The following is an 18,711-nucleotide window of genomic DNA, read 5'->3' as shown; positions in this document are numbered from 1 at the left end:
AAGCTTCATTGCTTCGGTGGCACGGGTCGCGAGCCGGGATAAGTTCCATTCAAAAGTTGCCCACGAATGTCATTGAGCGTGTCAAGAGCGCGCTGTCTTGTATTGACCCCGCTGAAGTCTCGCTCAAGTTGTCGATAGTAATCATCGTTGTTGAGTTTCGGATGGTACGCGCCCGCCGCTTCGCTGCCCGCCTTTTGCGGCAGAAAGACGCCGTTGTCAGCCGAATTGATTTCAATGTCCCAATCCTTTAGTCGCTGTCGAATGTCGGCAGCACGCGCATCGCCCTCGGGCACGATGTGATGCGCCGCCGAATCGCTTGGCCTCCGATAGCCTGAAGCTTCCAGTGCTTCTCCCAGCTTTTGTGACGGACTCTTGAAGATGAGATTGTCCAGCAACCCGCCTAGCGCACGCACCGGCAGCGGCAATCCTGGGGTGGTGAAATCAAGCCACGAAGGACCGTCGACCAGCTTCGGCGGCGCTCCGAGGCCCAGGCTTGGGCTGGCCTGGCCGTATCCTGGTGCACCCGCGGGGAGCTCCCTCACGATGTCAAAGCCGGGCGATCCCCCGGCACCGCGAGGTCGCACCACTTGATAGCCACCGCCCACGACCCCGGCGCCGCCGGCGGCCGTCGGATTGAACAGCGGTGGCACTTGAGCAGTCGGACTGCCGCCTTGGCCAACGTTCACCAAGGCATTTGGATCTTCGGAGTCGCTGAAGACCCGCATGTCATCGAACATCGCCGAACGCACACCTTCGTAGCGCATGCCCGCAGCCCCAAGGCCGGCGACAGGCCTGAACCCAAGGCCGTCGTTGCCGGTGTTCCAGCCATACATCGCATCGGCCCGGCCGCACTCGTTCTGCTGCGCGATCTCGTCAAGCCTGAAGCTTTGATGAGGGGTGTTCTGCGACGCCGCCATGACCGCATCGCTTGATCTGTCGATCCGTGCCCAATCGCCCGTCGCCAGCGCGGTTGGTTGGGTTCCGCCATTCGAAGCCGCGCCGGCCAGACTTTGCCCCAGCGCATTTCCAAACGCATCCACCGCAACTTGCTGGGCAACGATCCTCCCACCCCGCATTGCGGCAGCAGCAACACCCGAGACCAGCCCCGCAACCCCTCGCGCTGCAAATTGGGTCATAGGAGACCTGCCCCAGGCGCGTTCGAGTTCACCGCCAACCAGCTTTCCTATCCCCGCCCCCACTGCGCTGGCGGCGACACCCTTCCAGTCGAATCGCTTCTGCAATCCCGTGATCACGCCTACGCCTTGCGAGACGGCGTTGGTGACGGCCGCTCGAACAATCACGTTCCCAAACTCGCCCAAACCAAGGGGAATCTTCGGCAATCCCGCGGAAATGCCGCCCCCGATCGCGGAAAGCGCAACTCCTTTCCAGTCGAACTTGTCGATCGTTCCGGTTGCGAGGCCCACGAGCTGACTTGCCGCGGAGCCAGCCGCGGCCCCGGCTGCCATGATTCCTGCCTCGCCCAGGGTCGCCCCGCCGGTGGCCACGCTCGCCGTCGCTTCCATTCCAGCGGCCATCGCGTCGCCGAACGCAAGCGTCCCCGAGGTCGCGGCTCCCACCGTGTAGATCGTCACCACGACGGCCACGACGAGCATGAGGAGCTTTCCCACGCCCCCACATCCCCCATGCTTCTGCGGCGTGACCAGCGTCGGCGTCTTGTCGCCCTCGATCCGCGACGGGTCGTACGGCTTGAAGGTGTTCGCGTTGTTGCTGATCGCCGAAACCCGGTTCGGGACGTTCAGGGTCTGGCCGACCCTCAGGTCGCTGTTCGACGCCAGGCCGTTCGCCTCGGCGATGCGGTACCAGAGCGAGCTATCGCCGTACGCGCCTTGGGCGATCGTCTGCAGCGTGTCGCCCGTGCGTACCGTGTAGGCGCCGGGACTCGGGAGGGGATAGCTGGAGGTGACCTTGGCGTAACCGAAGTTGAAGTCCGCCACGTTCTCGAAGACCGGGGTGGTGCCCGTGTTGGCCTCGTCCTCCCCGACACCGTAGATGCCCAGCACCTCACCGTTGACGATCAGCTGGCGCTGCAGCCTTCCGCCCTGGTTCACGGCCAGCGCGCGGCCCTCGGAATCGTTCACGAAGGTGCGGTTGTTGGCGGCCTGTCCGGAGTCGCTGATCCCGATCAGGAAGCCGTTCGCGTCGAACTGCTGCGTGGTCGCCGCCGGGAGCTGGCGCGATGAAGTCCCTTGGATCGCACTGGATTGATAGCCCTCGAACTTCACGAAGGTGTTGACGTACTCGCTTACGCCGCCGCCCTCGTAGCTCTTCACCACGTAGCTGCGTGCATTGCCCGCCGCGTCATAGCCATTCGAAGACATCGCGGTCGCGCCGTCGGCAATACTTTCAGTGCCGTCCCAGCTGGTCTCGGACTTCAGCCCGCTGCCCTGGGTACGCCAGTCGCTCCGGTACACCCTCTGGTGCGCGAGCCTGCCGTTGCCGTCGTAGCGGTTGATCCGCATTTCCTTGCCGTTCATCTCCCCCGGCGCCAGGCCTTGATTGAGGAGTTCGGCGTACTTCGTCTCCAGGTTTCCGGGCGAGCCGGACTGGAGCACCCGATCCGCCGCGTCGTAGCGACGCAGGTCGATCTGCCTCCCGTCCTTCACCACGGCCGTGAGCCGGTTGAGCTTGTCGTAGTAGTACTGCTCGGTGGTTTCACCCTCGCTGGACGTGAAACTGAGGGCGGGGCCGGAGTAGATGGCGACGCCGTTCTCGTCGAAACCTTCGAAGACCGATTCGCCAGCCGAGGTCACCACCTTCCTGCCCCAGTAGGTATCCGACGTCCGGTTGCCGTTGGCGTCGTAGGCCAGGCGGTGACCTTGCCGGCCAAGATTGCCCAAGGCATCCACGGCGTCCACCACGCGCTGGCGGTTCATCTCGTCGTACTGGAAGTACCGGTGCGTGACGGGGGTGGACACTTCCCCCGTAAGGCCCTGGTAGCCCACGTGCGTCGTGATGTGCGTCCGGTTCCCTGCGTTGTCGTAGTCGATGGTGACGTGGGCCCGCGAATCCGCGATGTCCCGCAGCTTGCCTTGCGCGTCGTAGGCCAGGTGGTTGTCCTGGTACGTTGTTCCGCCCTGCACGACCTGCTCGCGGATGCGCCTTCCGCCGAGGTCGTACGCGTAGGTGGTGGTCGTGTTGGTCGCACTGTCCACGATTCGCGTGAGCTGTCCCGCCGCGTCGTAGCCGTAGGTCAGCGACTGTCCGCGGGTGTTCGTCTGCGCTACCAGCTGGCGTGCGTTGTCGTAGGCGTAGGAATAGATCGCTCCACCGAGATCCTTGTGACCGGACTGCAGTTGGCCGAAGTAGTCATACGTCCAGGTGACGACTGCTTCGCCCGTCGCATCGACTTCCGCGATCTTGCGTCCCTGGGCGTCGAATGCGGAACCAACGGTCTCGCCGAGGGACTGCCTGGTGGCGACGATGTTGCCGCGCAGGTCGTAGGCGTAGGAGATGACTTCGCCGTTGCCGTTGGCCTGCGTGAGCTTGCGCCCCAGTTGGTCGTACGTCCACGTTTCCTCCACGTTGCGCGTGACCGCAAGGGAAGAGAGGGTATTGCCCGCCGTGACGGTGTAGACCGGCACCTTCTCCTTCGTGAGGCGCACCAGCCGCCCCATCCTGTCGTAGCTGAAGTCCATGATGTTCTTCATGGCATCGACGGTGCGCACCTTCTCGCCGAAGGCGTCGTACGCATGGGTCACCACGCCGCCGTCCGCATGCGTTTCCCTCACGAGATTGCCGCCTGCGTCGTAGACCTGGCCGTTGACCCACCCGTTGGCGTCCTTGACCGCGACCTGCCGACCCTGCGTGTCGTAGTACAGGGAGGTGACAGGACTGCTTGCACTCCGCTTGCCCGTGACGTCCGGGGCGATCTGCTCCACGAGCTGGTTGCTTGCGTTGTACCGGTAGGTCGTCTTCCAGGAGGCCGACCGCGGGTCCGTGATCCCGACGACGTTGCCCCAGCGATCCACCTCCTGCAACACGATGGGGCGCAGCACGCGAACGTCGCCATTCACCCGCCCGGCCGCCTGGGAAATGACGCTGCCCTGCGTCGTGCTGAGCGCCCGCGACCCCGCCACCGTGGTGACACTGACGCTGTACCGCGCGGCCTGTGCTGGAATCCAGTGCGCCGGGGTATAGGGCGGAGTGGTCACCGTCACCGTCGCCGACGTCACGCTGCGGACAGTGACGCTGGCGGTTGCCTGGGCCGTCGGCGGCGAGCCGACGAAGATTTCCACCTCATAAATGTTCGGCCCCAGCGGACCGAGGGAGACTCTTTGCACGCCTGCGGGGGTGCCCCACTCCTCGCGCGTCATGGAGCTGTTGTCGATCGGGAACAGCGCCCACGCCCCGCCAGGCTGGCGGTAGCGCGCCACCGTGGCATCGATGGCCATCCACTGCAGGGTCGCCGGAATCGTCGCGGTGGCGTACATCGGCAGGCCGTTTTCCTCCTGGCCGATCACCGTTCCGACCAGCGCACCCGGGACCACGACGACGCCCGGGATGTTCGGCAGGTTCGTTTCCGGTAACCACACCGCCGGCTTGGCCGCCACCACGGTGAACGTGCCTGTCGCGTGGGCGCTCGGAACATCTTGCGTCTCGGCGTTCCAGAGAAGCTCGAACTGGTACTGGCCGGCAGCCAGTCCGTTGGTGTCGACACCGTCATGGCCGGTCTCCCGGGAGATGACGGGCAGTTCGCTCCACGGGCCGGTGCTCCCACTCGGGCGGTAGCGCAGCACCTGGTTGTACGATGGACCAGGCGGGGCCCAGGCCAGAACGCCTGGCCCCGCCGGACCATAGGTGATCGGCGTCCTGATGCTGCTGAGGGAGGGCTGGGTGACGGCGATCGTCCCGGCACCGACGACGCGAGCCGCCTCGTTGAGAGGTTTCGCCGTCACCTGGTACTCATAGCTTCCGGGGGCGAGGCCGCTCGCATCGAAACGAAATCCGCTGCCGAAGTCGGCCAGTGCGCCGGTCGACCAGAGGGTCTCGCCCACGCGTCGCAGTTGCAGGGTGAGGCTGGTGGAAGGATCCGGAGGCGCCGCGACGCGGATCTCGTTGACGCCTTCGCCTGGCGGCTGGTCGATCACCAGCCGCCAGGAGCCGTTGACGTCCTTCTTGTAGACGGAGATGCGTTCGACGCTGATCACGCCGAGATCCGGGCCGACTCCGTCCGTCCATTCCAGCGTGGCAAGCGTGGCGGGTGCTCCACCGATCAGCACGCCCGAGTCGTAGGTGCGGAGCGTTCCCCATGACGAGCGGTACTGCAAGCGGACCTTGACGTCCCCGCTGCCCAGGCCGGCCAGGCTGTTCCAGCTCAGGCTGACCGTGTTCGGCCCCGTCGGCATCGAGTTCTCGTCGGGCGTGGCGCTTTGCACCACGTTCGCCTCGACGAACTGGTGCCAGACGCTCACACCGCCCTGGACTTCGGCGCGCCCTGGCTCCACCTTTGCAACAAGGCGTCCAAGCGCGTCGTACCGGAAATCCGTCCTCCGCGTCAGTGGATTGGCGGCCGCGGCCTGCGCGCTTGCGAAACTCCCGATGTCGACATTCGACCTGGCGTCGAGATTCGACCCACCCGCGCCAGCGCTCTGGATTTCAGCCGTGCGGTGGCCTTCCGCGTCGTAGAGATAGACCCTGTCGACGCCGTCTCCCGAATTCGTGCGCCACAGCCTGCCGGCGTTGTCGTAGTCGGAGTACTCCTGCCCCTCCCCCTGCGAGCCCTTGCGGACCACCTCGCCGAAGGCGTTGTATTCGAGGGTGTCGCTCACCACGCCGGCCTGGGCCTGCGTCACGGTGCCGATCCCGCCCAGTGGCGTGTAGACGGACGTGGAAGCGGGCGTGAGCGTTTGCACGAGCTGCCCCAGCTTGTCGTAGGCATTCACCTCGAAATAGGTGCGGGTAGCGCCATCGCCGGTCACCGACTGCCAGCGCTTGGCCACGTGGCCGTAGGCGTCGTAGGAGTTGAAGGACGAGTCGCCGTTGGCATCCGTGAGCTGAATGCTGCGTCCGAAGCTGTCATGGACGGACGTCGTGATGCGGTCGTTGGAGGCGTTGCCGATTGCGACGTCGTACGAGGTCGGCGTGATGCCGACGGCCGCTCCGTTCGCATGCTCCACCTTCGCGAGCACGTTGCCATGGGCATCGCGATGGAACGTGGTCAGCGGGATGAGCGTCGTTCCGCCGACGGTGCTGGTGCGGCTGGGCGCCGCCACCGCCTCGATGCGGCCGAGGGCGTCGAAATACGTGTACGTGCTCGACTCGTCGGGGCTGGTGACGCGGATCAGGTTGCCCAGCGCGTCATAGCCGTAGGTGGTGGTCAGGGTGCCGCGGACACTGGTGCCGTTGGCGGCCGTGCTGAATTCGACGTCGAGTCGGCTCTCCGCGGTCTTCCGGTTGAGCCGGTCGTAGGAGTACGTGGTGGCGCGATCGTCGGCTGACGAAACGGGCAGGCCGTGGCCCGCCGGCGTCCACGCAACCTGCAGCGGAGTCGCGTATTCCGTTTGCCGCGCCAGGTTGCCGCTGGCGTCGAATGCACGCTCGGTCACATAGCCCAGCGCGTCGATCGTCGCGGTGTGACGCCCGCCGATGTCGTAGTAGTGTGTCGTGGTCGACCACGTCCCGGCCTTCGCGTTGTGTCGCGTCTGCACCTGGACCAACTGGCCGAATGCGTCGTACGTGTTCTGGGTCGTCCTGCCTTCCGCTCCCGCCTGGTCCGCGAGTTCCGTCGCGCTGGGGTCGTACACGTACACCGACGGCTCGAGGGTCTGGATCACGCGACCGGCACGGTCGTAGACGGTCTGGAACCTGCGATCCTTCGTGTGGTCAACGCCCGCCGCGTTGACGGCTGCGGAGACCTGCGCGCGGGTGACGGCCTGGGAGGCCTGCGTGACAGCCGGTTCTGCCAGCGTCGTGCGCTGCGCGTAACGAAGCAGGGTCGTCACTTCCCCGAAGGCATTGCGGGCGTAACTGGTGACGTAGCCCATGGCGTCCACTTCGTAGACGACGTTCCCGAGGACGTCGTAGACCTTCTGGCTGATCGCATTGCCGACGTCACGGCTGGCGACCGCGTTGCCCTGCGCGTCATAGAAGGTCTGCGTCTCGAGGGCCTGCGCCGGGGTTTCCACCCGGAGGGCCATCCCCGCTGCGCCGTTGGTGGTCACCGCGTCCCCGGCGGGGTTGTACACACCCACGGGCGGATGGATCACCCGCACCTGCCGACCCACCGCGTCGTATTCGTAGCGTGTGCTTCGTTCCTCGGGACGCCCCGTGGCTTCGGTGCGTCGCACGAGATTGCCCAAGGCATCGTAGGCCATGGTCGTCACGATCGGCACCTCGTCCCCATCCGCGACCACGCGGTTGCCCGCTGCGTCCACGCCCACGATGGGGGGCCCCACCACGGGAGGCGTAGTCTCCGTCAGCAGATGGCCGGCGGCATCGTAGGTGTACGTCCAGGTGAAATTGCGCGGATTCGTCCACTTCAGCCTGCGGCCCAGGGCGTCGTAGGCGGAGGTCTCCCTGCCGCCCAGCGCATCGGTCCAGGTGAGCCGCTGGCCGGCCGCGTTGTAGGTATAGGCGTCGCTCTGGTCGAGGGCCGCATTGGCCACGAGGGCGACCGCAGCGGCAACGCCGGGCAGGGTAGCGGCCGTGCGGGAATCGATCAGCCCCGCGTGACGGGTCGTGCGGGTGAGCATTCCCGCGCCGTTGTACTGGTTGTACTCCACGCTGGAGGCCGCCACCATCGTGCCCGAGGGCCCGAGATCGCGCAGGGTGTAGACCAGCCGGCCGGCTTCGTCGTAGACCTTCCGGGTCCTTCGGTCGGCCGTTCCATCGGGCACGATGAGCGCGCGCAGGGCCGGCAGTGTGGGCGCGTCGGCCAACGCACTCGTATCGACCGGGTCGGCGTACTCCGTCACCGCCGCCGTGTTCCCGGCCGCGTCGTAGCGGGTTTCGGTCACGGCACCCAGCGCGTCGATTTCGAGCACCTGCCGGCCGGCAGCGTCGTGGCCGAAGCGGCTGACGCGGTCGGCTGCGGGATCCGCGAGGATCCTGGAGCGGATGGCATCGACCGTGCCGCCGGCGCCCAGCGGCGGCACCGAGGCGATGGCCTTAGCGTACTGCACGCGCTGCACCACATTGCCATCCGCGTCGTACACCTGCTCGGTGACGGCGCGCAACGCGTCGACGGTGAAGACCCGTCGGTTGGCGCTGTCGTACGCCATGGAAGTGATCCGGACGCCGGCGGCGGCCACGGTATTGGGCGCCGCGCTCGCCGCCACGGTGGCGGCGTAGAGGGCCTCCCGGACCACATTGCCGTTCCTGTCGTACACGCGGCCGGTCACGGCGCCCAGACCGTTGGCGCTCCAGATCAGGCGACCGGCCGCGTCGTACACGTTGCGCTGGACGACGTCGCGCGCCGGGTCGCCCACGGCCTCGAGCGCGAGCGCGATGTCGGTCGACGTCGGTGCGGTATCCGTCGCGATGGGTGCCGCATAGGCAACGCGCTTGAGGACGTTGCCGTTTCCATCGTAGCTTTGGGCTACGACCGCACCGACGCCATTCACCGTGAAGACGGCACGATCGAGTGCGTCGTAGACCGTCCTGGTTGTTTCGTCGCGCGTCGCGTCCGCCACCGGCGCGGGCACCGTGCCTGCCACCCAGCCGTCCATCGCCACGCGCGCGGCGTAGGCCGTGCGGCTCACCACGTTGCCGTTGGCGTCGTAGACGAACTTCGTCACGCCACCGGTGCCATCCAGGGTGGCTGCCAGCCGGCCGTCCCGGTCGTAGACCCGGTGTTGCACCTGGTCCTGCGCCGGCGAGGCGACCACCCTCGCGGCGACTTCGGCGACCGTCGGGGCAGCACCGAGCGCGATGGTCGAAATGGGCGTGGCGTACACCACGGTCTTGTTCACCCTGCCGGCAGCGTCGTACCCCTCGAGGCGCGCATTGCCCATGGGGTCCACGGTGTAGACCAATCGGTCATCGGCGTCGTAGGCGTAGCGCGTGACGTTGCCGCGCGCATCCGTGCTGCTGGTGACATTGCCGTTGCCGTCGTAGGCCCAGGACCGCGTGAGCGCGAGGCCGGCCGGGTCCACGCGTTCCTGCACGCGGCGGCCCTGGGCGTCGTAGGCGTACTCGGTCACCGTGCCGCTGGGCCGCGTGACGGTCAGGACGTGGCCGCTCGCGTCGTAGCTGTAGACCGTTTCCAGGTTGAGCCCGGTAGGGTCCACGGTCTGCCGCAGCACTTGTCCGCGATTGTCGAACTGCGTGGTCGTGGCCACCCCATTGGGATCGGTGACGACGACGGCCTGCCCCTTGCCGTCGTACGAGTACGTGGTCGTCAGGTTCAGCCCGGTCGGGTCCACGCGGCGGGTGAGGACGCGGCCGGCCGCATCGTAGACGGTGGCGACCTTGAAGCCATTGGCGTCCCTGGTCTCGATTTCGCGGCCGAGCGCGTCGTAGATGCTGGACGTGGTGGTCAGCGGCGTGGCGGTGGCCAGCAGCTTGCCGTTGCGGTCGTAGGTGTAGCTGGTGAGTTGCCCCTTGCCGTCCCGGATGCTCTGCACCTGGCCGTGGCGGGTCTGCACCGTGGTGGTGGAGATCCCCTCGGGCGTCGTGACGGTCATGCTCCTCGTCGTGCGGTCGTAGGCATAGGAGGTGACCCTGCCCAGCGCATCGGTCTGGGTGAGCACCCGGTCGAAGGCGTCGTAGCTGGTGCTGCGGCGCGCGTTCAGGGGATCGACCGTGGTCACGACCCGTCCCAGCCGGTCGAAGGTCTGCTGGCGCACGTTTCCGTTCGCGTCCACGGTGCGGGTCGCCCGGCCGAAGGCGTCGTAGACGGTGGATGTGACGGTGTTGACACCTTGCACGTTGGCTGGATCCACCGTTGTCTTCGTCCGCAGGCCACGCCGGTCCACGGTGTAGGCCGTCGACAGCACCACACCGCTTGCCACTTGTTCACTGAGGGCAATCTCTTCGCCGAAGGCGTTGTAGGTACGCGTGGTGGTGTGGTCCTGGCCGTCGAAGCTGCTGCGCAGGCGACCATCCGTCGCGTAGGAATAGGTGGCGCGCAAGTCGCTCGAGGTGGCGATCGCCGCCACGGCGCTCGCGAGCGCGGCCGTCGCCAGCCCGCCGACCAGGCCGGCGGCGTCGATGCGTCCGGCATAGGCGAACTCCTGGACGACGCGCCCTAGCACGTCGTACCGGGTTTCCTTCACTTCGCCCAGTGCGTTGACGGTGTGCGTCAGCGCGCCCTCGGGGTTGTAGAAGAAAAGCGTCGTGTTCCCTGCGGGGTCCGTGCTCGAAATGCGCCGGCCCGCCGCGTCGTAGGAGTGACTGGTCCCGTGCTGGGCCCAGATCGCGTCGATCTGGGCCTGGGTCTGGCCGACGGTCAGCAGGCTCTGGCCGAGCGCGGACAGTTCCCCGGTGAGCCGCCCCTGCAGGTCGTAGCGGGCCAGGAGGGTGCGCACTTCGGTCGTGCCCACCGCGCGACTCGTGGAGACGAGATTGCCCGCCGTGTCGTACGCGTACTGGGTCACGACGCCTTCCGGGCCGGTCTCCCGGGTGAGCCGGCCCAGCTTGTCGTACACGCGCAGGGTGGCACTGTCCGCGGCTTGGGGAAGCGGGCGCAGCGAAGACACCGTGCTGGCGACGGTCGCGGTGCCCGTGGCGCGGTTCGCGTACCGCACCGCCTGGGTGAGCTTGCCGTTCGCGTCGAAGACGTTCTCGGTGAGATAGCCCTCGCCGTCGACGGCGGCGATCAGCTGCCCCTTGCCGTCGTAGAGGTTCACGCTGCGGAGGTCGTCGGCAGAGCCCAGCGGCGTAAGTTGCGCAAGCGTGCCCGTCGCGCGCAACAAGGGATCCGTGGCGTTGGCGTAGCGAATCGTCTCGTCGAGCAGGCCTGCCTCGGTGTAATGGAACACCGTCAGGTAACCCTCGGCGTCCAGCGTGCCTGTCAGCAGGCCGTCGCTGTCGTGGAAATAGCGGATGCTGCGGTCCGCGTCAGAGGCGACGGGCGCGGCGATGGTGCCAGGGACCAACGACGCCGCCGCCCGGCCGTTGGCGAATTGCACGACTTCGACGAGCCGTGACGCGCCGTCGTAGCGGTTCTCGGTGACCGCCGCCATTCCGGCCGTGCCGAAAGTGCGCGCCGTGCGCAGCAGCCGCTGCGCAGAATCGTACGAACGCCACTCGTGCACGTCCGCGGCGTTGGCGAGGGGCCGAACCGTCCCCGGCGTGGCAGCGGCCACTGGCAGCCCGGTGGCATCCACCAGCAGGGCCGTGTTCACTGCCGTGCCGTAGGTGACGGTGTGGGTCAGCAGGTCGCTGCGGTCGAACGCGTACTCGGTCATCCTGCCGTTACCGTCGATGTCGGCGACCTTGCGCCCGGCGGCGTCGTACATCGCCCAGCTGCGCACGCCGGTCGCATCCTCGGTCATGCGCAGGCGGTTGCCGGCGTCGTAGAAGTAGCGGGTCTCCCCCAGGCTCGCCGCCGCGGCATCCGAGCGCGTCACCGCGACCAGCCGCCCGGCTGCGTCGTAGGCGCTGGTGGTGACCAGCCCGTTGGTCAGCGTCACCACGGTCTTGCCGGCCGCGTCGTCGTATTGGGTCACCGTCACCTGGCCCAGGGCGTTGGTGCTGGTGAGCACGCGGCCCAGGCCGTCGTAGGTGTAGCTCGTGATGCCCGCGGCCGCGCTCACGGACTGCAGTAGCAGCCCCGACTGCGAATACACGAAGCTCTCCACCGACTGGGAGCCGTCGGCGACGCCCTCTCCGGTGGCGGCGACGCGCGCGTAAGCGGTGCGCGTCTGCAGCTGGCCGCGACCGTCGTAGGCGAAATCCACCCGCTGGGTGGCCGTCAGGTCCTGGGTTCCCGCCCAGGCGGCCATCTCCGCTTCGGTGGGAACCGCCGTGGCCGCCAGTCCGTCCGTGGGATAGAGCCCGCTCGCATAGGTGATGGAGGCCACGCGATCGCCGAAGCCGTTGTAGCGGTATTCCGTGACGCGCCCCTGAGGCGTGACCGTGAAGCGCAGCAGCTTGCGACCGGCTGCGTCATGGACGTACCGGGTCGTCGCCGGGGCGTCCGGCAGGAGCGGGCCCGCGGCGTCCGGATCGGGCGTGAAGTAGACCGTTTCCGTCGACAGCTGGTTGGACGCATCGAAGGTTCGCGTCACGGTGTTGCCGGCCGCGTCGCGCCGCAGCACCTGGTTGCCGTTGGCGTCGTAGCCGAAGCTCACCAGGCGCGACTGGCCGTCGCGAATGGCAATCACGTCCCCGGCGCCGTTGTAGCTGAAGGTCCTGGTGGGGATGCCCGCGGCCACCGCCGGAGCGGTGATCCTGGTCAGCCGGCCGGCGGTGTCGAAGTCGTAGCGGGTGACCAGGCCCTGCGCGTCGGTGGCCGTCGCGAAGCCCAGGTCGTAGGTGAAGCTGGTCGTCTGGCCCAGGCCGTCGCGGACGGAAGCGACCTTGTAGCTGCCGCCACCGAGATCGATGTAGGTGAAGGCGAGGCTGTTGCCATCGGTCTGGGTGATCGTGGCGAGGCGCGCGCTGGTGCCCTCGTAGGTGTAGGTGGTGCGGTACACCTTGCCGTCGGCCACGCTGTTGTCCGAAGGCGTGAGGTCCACAGTGACCGCGTCCAGGCGGCCACTGGTGTCGTATTCGTAGCGCACCACCGTCGTGGGCGTGGCGCCGAAGAGCGTGCGCACCTGCGCGAGCTGGTCGCCCTCGTAGTCGTAGAAGGTGACCTCCCCCTTCGCGGTGGTGACCGAGCTCAGGAAGCCGTTCGCCCCGTACGCGTAGCGCAGCGTGTTTCCGCTCCCGTCCTCGCTGGCCAGCAGGCGCCGCGCGCCGCTGCCCTCGTAGCGCTGCGTCGCATCGGTGCTGCCGTCGCGCCATTCGAACTGGCTTTCCGCCGCAAGGTAGGCGATCGTGTCGTGCGCACCCGCCCCCTCCGTGGTCAGGTACAGGCCGCGGGCCGCGTTCCAGGTGTAGACCGCCGTGCTGCCGTCGGCATCCGTGCGGGAAACGGTGCTGCCCGCGGCGTTCAGCGTGCCGGCGAGGGCGAGCGAGACCACCCCGCTGGCCCAGTTGTCGCCGTTGTCGTCGTTGAAGGTGCCGCCGCTGTCGTACGTCCGGACCACGGCGGCGTCCGGCCCCCGCGCCACGAGCAGTTCGTCCTGTGCCTGCAAGACGAGCAGGCCCGTGGACACGTTCACATAGACGTTCTGGCCGTTGCGGCCCTGCGCCGGATCGCCGACCAGGCCCGCCTGCCCGAGGACCTCCCGGGAGCCGAGGTTCAACCCCGCCCTGATGCCGCTGACGATCCCTACCATGGCGTGTCCGTTCCTTGGTTACGACTGCGGCACCCGACAGGCACCCTGCACCAAGTACATCGCCGGCGAACAGGATTCGTTTAGCGGCTCCGGATGGACCAGGGGTGTGCCCTCAATGGGCCCAAAGGCCACTGTGGCCGCCCCGCCCATGCGGCTAAGGTGCGGACCGCACGCCTCGGGAATCCGTCCATGCTTGCCCTTCGAAAGAGCCTCCTCCTCACCGCGGCTTTCTTCCTTCTCTCGGGAGGTGGGGGCGTGCTGCGCGCCGAAGAGCCCCCCGCCGCGGCCGCGCCGGCGACGACTCCGTCGCCCTGGCTCGCCTTGCCCACCGTGCAGTCGAACCCGAAACTGGGCACCTCGGTGGGCGCGCTCGGGGCCTACCTGAAGAAGTTCGACGCGCAGTCGCAGCTTTCGATGTTCGGCATCGCCGCGCAGTACACCTCGACCAATTCGATGGTGGGCACCGTGTTCGCGAGGACCTCGTTCGGGGCCGACCATCACCGGATTTCGGTCATCGCGATAGGCGGCACCATCAAGAACGACTACGACGACTTCCTCGGGACCGGGCAGCCGCTCAAGTCCGAAGACCACATCCGGGGCCTGATCGCGCGCTACCTGTACCGGATCAAGGACGACTGGTTCCTCGGCGCCCAGCTGGTGGCCACCAATTACCAGATCGTCGGCCAGACCGCGCTCGACGACGACATCCTCGGCCTGCTCGGATTGACGGGTTTCAAAGCGGGGGGCATCGGCCTCGTGGCCATGCACGACTCACGCGACGTCCAGGATTCCCCCACGCGCGGCTGGCTGCTGAATCTCAACAACATCGCCTACCGCCAGCGCATCCAGGGCGATGCCGATTTCGACGTGTACCGCGGCGACTTCCGGGGCTTCTGGACCCACGGCGACCGCCACGTCCTGGCCGTCCGGCAAAGCAACCAGTGGACGGTGGACGCACCGCCCTCCGCGTTCGCGCCCGTCCAGTTGCGCGGCTATACGGTCGGGGAGTTCCTCGGGAAGAACATGTCGTCCCTCGAGGTCGAGGAGCGCCATCGCATCGCCGAGCGCTGGACGGCCACGCTCTTCGCCGGCGTCGCCTGCCTTTACGGCGCGGGGAAAAGCTGCAGCCAGTCCGAAAACCGCTTCCCGAGCATCGGCGCCGGCGTGCAGTACCTCCTCAAGCCGGCCCAGGGGATCGTGGCCAACCTCGAATTCGCGCAGGGCAAGGAGGGCAACCGCGCCGTGCTGTTCAAGATGGGGTACGCCTGGTAGGGCGCCGTCACTCGCGCACGGCGACCATCACCGAATAGGCCTTGAACACGGCGGTGGCCGGGACGCCCACCTTCAGGCCCAGGGCTTGCGCGCCCTCGTTCGTCACGGTGGCAGAGACCGTGCCGCCGCCCGGCAGGGTGAGGACGACGAGGGTGGAGACCTGGCCCTTGTCCATGCGCGAGACCGTTCCGGAGAGCTGGTTGCGGGCGGAGAGCTTCCAGCCCGCGAAGTCGGTGACCAGGACGACGGCCGAAGCCTTGACCAGCACCAGGGCTTCCTGCCCGACGCGCGCGTCCAGGCGCTTCGCGGCGGCGGCCGTCATGGTCGCCACGATCTCGTCGCCCGTGCCGATGCGCACGGTGACCTGCGCCGACACGGGCCCGAGCTCGAGGGCGCTGATGGTGCCGGCGTACTGGTTGCGGGCCGTGGTCTTCATGGACATTCTCCTGAGCAGGCCGGCAAGCTCCGGCATGGTGGCCAGGCGCGCTTCCTGCGCGCCGAGGAATTCGTCGAGTTCGGCCCGCAGGCCGTCCCAGGCCTCCAGCAGCACGCGGGCCTGCGGGGTGAGGCGCGTGCCGCCGCCGCCGGCGCCCCCCGCGACCGACGCGAGCAGCGGCTGCTGCGCGAGGTTCGCCGCGTTCTCCAGGATCAGGCGGGCGCCCTTGTGGCTCAGGCCCACCGTGGCCGCGGCGCGCAGGATCGAGCCGGTCGCCTCCACGCCGCGCAGCAGTTCGAACACGCGCGTGTCCATGCCGCCGGCGATGCGCAGTTCGGCCGAGAGCAGGCGCGGCGGCTGGGCGGAGCCGGGCAGCTTCATTCCATCAGGGCGACGGTCTTCACCTGTGCCCACACCGGCAGTCCCGGTGCCAGCGCCAGCGCATGGGCCGAGCGCCGCGTCAGCCGCGACAGCAGGACCGCCTCGCCCACGCGCACGCGCACCAGCACCAGGCCGGGATGTTCGTCGTCGCCGAGCGCGTCCACCACCCCGCGCAGCTGGTTGCCGATGCTGGTGTCGACCTGTCGCGCGCGGGCAATGCTCACGTCGCGCGCCAGCACGCGCAGGCGCACCGCGCGGCCCACGGGCACGCCGTGATCGCGCGTCCACAGCTGGCAGGCGCCGTCCTCGGCCTCGAAGCGCGCCAGCTGCCAGTGCGCATCGCGCTCGGCGACGGTGCCTTCGAGCACCACGCCGGCGTCCCCGCCGAGCGACAGGGGAAAGTCCAGGCGTGCCAGCATTCCGGAGGCGGGCCCGTGCGCGAGCACCAGGCCCGCTTCGAGCAGGACCAGGTGGTCGGCCAGCCGGGCGACCTCGTCCACGGAATGGGTCACGTAGACGATGGGGACACCGAGGCGCGCCTGCAGCGCATCGAGGTAGGGCAGCACCTCCGCCTTGCGCCGCGCGTCCAGGGCGGCCAGCGGCTCGTCCAGCAGGAGCAACTGCGGGCTCGTGGCCAGCGCGCGCGCGATGGCCACCCGCTGGCGTTCCCCGCCCGACAGGGTGGCGGGTCGGCGGTCCATCAGGTGCGCGATGCCCAGCAGCTCGAGAACCTCTGGCAGCGCGATGCGCCGCCGCGCCTGCGGCGTGCGGCGCAGTCCGTATTCGAGGTTGCCGCGCACATCCAGGTGCGGGAACAGGGCCGCCTCCTGGATCACGTAGCCCACGGGTCGCAGGTGCGGCGGCACGAAGAGGCGGCGCGTGTCGTCCTGCCAGGTCTCGCCCGCCACCATGACGCGGCCGCGCGCGCGTTCCACGCCGGCGAGCGCGCGCAGCAGGGTGGTCTTGCCGCAGCCCGACGGGCCGAACAGCGCGGTGACGCCGCGCGCCGGCAGCTCCAGGTCGACCCGCAGCTCGAATGCTGGGCGCGGCAAGTGCAGTTGCAGCGCGATCACGCGGCGGGAACCTCGCGCCGCGGCCGGTTCAGCACCTGCAGGGCAACCAGCACGAGCAGGCAGAACGCCAGCATGCCGCCGGCCAGCGCATGCGCCGCGGCGAAGTCGCCCGCTTCCACGTGGTCGTAGACGAGGACGGACACGGTGCGGGTGCGGTCCGGGATGTTGCCCCCGATCATGAGCACCACGCCGAACTCCCCCACGGTGTGCGCGAAGCCCAGCACGGCGGCCGTGAGCACGCCGCCGCGGGCCTGCGGCAGGGCCACGGTGAAGAAGCGGTCCAGGGGACTGGCCCGCAGCGTGGCGGCGGCCTCCAGCGTGCGCTCGTCCAGCGCCTCGAAGGCCTGCTGCAGCGGCTGCACGACGAAGGGCATGGAGTACAGCACCGAGCCGACCACCAGCCCGCCGAAGGTGAAGGGCAGCCGGCCCAGGCCCAGGAGCCCCGTCAGCTGCCCGACGGGGCCGTGCGGTCCCATGGCGACCAGCAGGTAGAAGCCGAGCACGGAGGGCGGCAGCACCAGGGGCAGCGCGACCACCGCCGCCGCGAACGGCTTGGCCGCGGAACGCGTGCGCGCCAGCCACCACGCGACCGGGGTGCCGATCGCCAGCAGCAGCAGGGTGGTGAGGGCCGCGAGTTCCGCGGTGAGGCGGATCGCGCTCCAGGCTTCGGGGCCGATTCCCATCAGGGGCCCGACAGGGCGTAGCCGTAGGACTCGATCACTTGCCGTGCCGCGTCGGTCTTCAGGTAGGCCAGCAGCGCCCGCGCCGCGGGGTTGGCCTGGCCCGCCTTCAGCAGCACGGCGTCCTGCCGGATCTCGCGGTACAGCGCGGGGGGCACGATCCAGTATGAACCGGCGACCGGCTTGCCCGGCCCCATCACCTGCGACAGCGCCACGAAGCCCAGTTCCGCGTTGCCCGTCGCCACGAACTGGAAGGTCTGCGCGATGGTTTCGCCGAGCACCACGCGCGGCGCCAGCGCCTGGGCGAGGCCGCGCGCCTTGAGAACCTCGTAGCCGGCCACCCCGTAGGGCGCGAGCCGGGGATTGGCGATGGCGATGTGGCGGAAGCGGTCGCTGGCCAGCACCGTGCCCTTGTCGTCGACCAGCCCGGGCTGCGGGCTCCAGAGCACCAGCTTGCCGATAGCGTAGGTGAACTGCGTGCCGCCCACCGCATGGCCTTCCGCGACCAGCTTGCGCGGCGTCTCGTCGTCGGCCGAGAGCAAGACCTCGAAGGGCGCCCCGGCCCCGATCTGGGAGTAGAACTTGCCGGTGGCGCCGCTGGCGATCTTCACCACGTGGCCGCTCGCGGCAGCGAAGGCCTCGGCGATGCGTTGCATGGGGCCCGCGAAATTGGCCGCCACCGCCACCTGGACCTCGGCCGCCTGGGCCCAGGGGGAAGCCGCGAAGGCGGCAAGGACGAGAAACTTGCACAGCATGGGGCAGGTCGGCAAGGGACGGACCAGCGAATGGTACCGGAATACCCAACGGTCCGACCAGCCAAGGTGACGGCAGGCACGCGCAGGCGCCAGCGCCTCGGCGGCGCGGCGCGAAGAATCGAAGACGAGGGCGTCAGACGCCCCGGGCCGATGGCCGCGCTATCCGCGCGATTTGCCCATCATCCGCACGATATCGTCGAGCGGGTTGCCGTCGCCGTTGGAGTCCAGCATGGCGGCCAACCCGCCGAGTCCTCCGCCCGCGCCTTGGCCGCCCTGCGTCCCGCCGCCGAGCACGCCTCCCAGGAGTCCGCCCAGCAGTCCGCCCAGCCCCCCGGTCTCGGCCTGGGGGGCGGCCGCAGCGCCACCGCCCTTGGCCATGAAGCCGCTCACCAGCATGGCGACCAGCGGCAGCATCTTCTTCAGGAGCGCGGGGTCCAGCCCGGTCTGCGACGAGGCGTCGTGCGCTACCGCGCGGCTCACCTCGGGCGAACCGAAGATCTGGCCGAGCACGGCATCGCCCGCCGCGACATTGGTCGGCTCCGGTGCCAGCACCTGGTCCATGAGGGAGCCGCCGCCCAGTCTCGACAGCAGGTCACCGACGCCCTCGGTGCCGCCGGCCTGCGCCTGGTTCCGGAATCCGCCCATGATCGCCGGCAGCAAGGCCGCGGCGCCCGCTTCGGCGTGCTGCGGATCGATGTTCAGTTCGCGGGCGATGGCTTCCAGCCCGCCCGCCTGCGCCAGCATGTCCGTGATCTGCATGGCGGC

At 68.7% G+C, this 18,711-nt stretch carries 7 protein-coding genes; 1 reads left to right on the top strand and 6 read right to left on the bottom strand.

Annotated elements, in window-relative coordinates:
• Positions 1 to 5: 5 nt before the first annotated feature.
• A complete protein-coding gene (locus tag JJ685_RS18000) occupies positions 6 to 13,316 on the bottom strand; it encodes a LysM peptidoglycan-binding domain-containing protein (RefSeq protein WP_201675695.1) in 13,311 nt (4,436 codons plus the stop codon).
• Between the two features lie 222 nt (positions 13,317 to 13,538).
• On the opposite strand from JJ685_RS18000, the gene JJ685_RS17995 reads away from it, so the two are divergent.
• Positions 13,539 to 14,621, top strand: coding sequence for a BamA/TamA family outer membrane protein (locus tag JJ685_RS17995; RefSeq protein ID WP_201675694.1), 1,083 nt, complete (start codon positions 13,539 to 13,541; stop codon positions 14,619 to 14,621).
• A 7-nt stretch (positions 14,622 to 14,628) separates the two neighbouring features.
• On the opposite strand, the gene JJ685_RS17990 is transcribed toward JJ685_RS17995, so the two are convergent.
• From JJ685_RS17990 to JJ685_RS17970, 5 genes are all read right to left on the bottom strand, one after another.
• A complete protein-coding gene (locus tag JJ685_RS17990; protein WP_201675693.1) occupies positions 14,629 to 15,438 on the bottom strand; it encodes a TOBE domain-containing protein in 810 nt (269 codons plus the stop codon).
• The gene (gene modC, locus JJ685_RS17985; RefSeq protein WP_330901799.1) at positions 15,435 to 16,511 is read right to left on the bottom strand and encodes a molybdenum ABC transporter ATP-binding protein; all 1,077 of its coding nucleotides are present in this window, start codon (positions 16,509 to 16,511) and stop codon (positions 15,435 to 15,437) included. The genes JJ685_RS17990 and modC overlap by 4 nt, the downstream gene beginning before the upstream one ends.
• Positions 16,508 to 17,194, bottom strand: a complete 687-nt coding sequence (gene modB, locus JJ685_RS17980) for a molybdate ABC transporter permease subunit (protein ID WP_201675692.1) — start codon at positions 17,192 to 17,194, stop codon at positions 16,508 to 16,510. The genes modC and modB overlap by 4 nt, the downstream gene beginning before the upstream one ends.
• Positions 17,194 to 17,946 (bottom strand): molybdate ABC transporter substrate-binding protein, encoded by a 753-nt coding sequence (gene modA, locus JJ685_RS17975; protein WP_201675691.1) that lies wholly within the window; start codon positions 17,944 to 17,946, stop codon positions 17,194 to 17,196. The genes modB and modA overlap by 1 nt, the downstream gene beginning before the upstream one ends.
• Before the next feature lie 159 nt (positions 17,947 to 18,105).
• Complete coding sequence (locus JJ685_RS17970; RefSeq protein ID WP_201675690.1) at positions 18,106 to 18,705, bottom strand: DUF937 domain-containing protein; 600 nt, start codon at positions 18,703 to 18,705, stop codon at positions 18,106 to 18,108.
• Positions 18,706 to 18,711 lie beyond the last annotated feature (6 nt).

This window comes from Ramlibacter monticola, from assembly GCF_016722785.1.
Lineage (GTDB): Bacteria > Pseudomonadota > Gammaproteobacteria > Burkholderiales > Burkholderiaceae_C > Ramlibacter > Ramlibacter monticola.
Note: the sequence above shows the minus strand (reverse complement) of the source record. Positions and strands in the feature narration are given on the sequence as shown.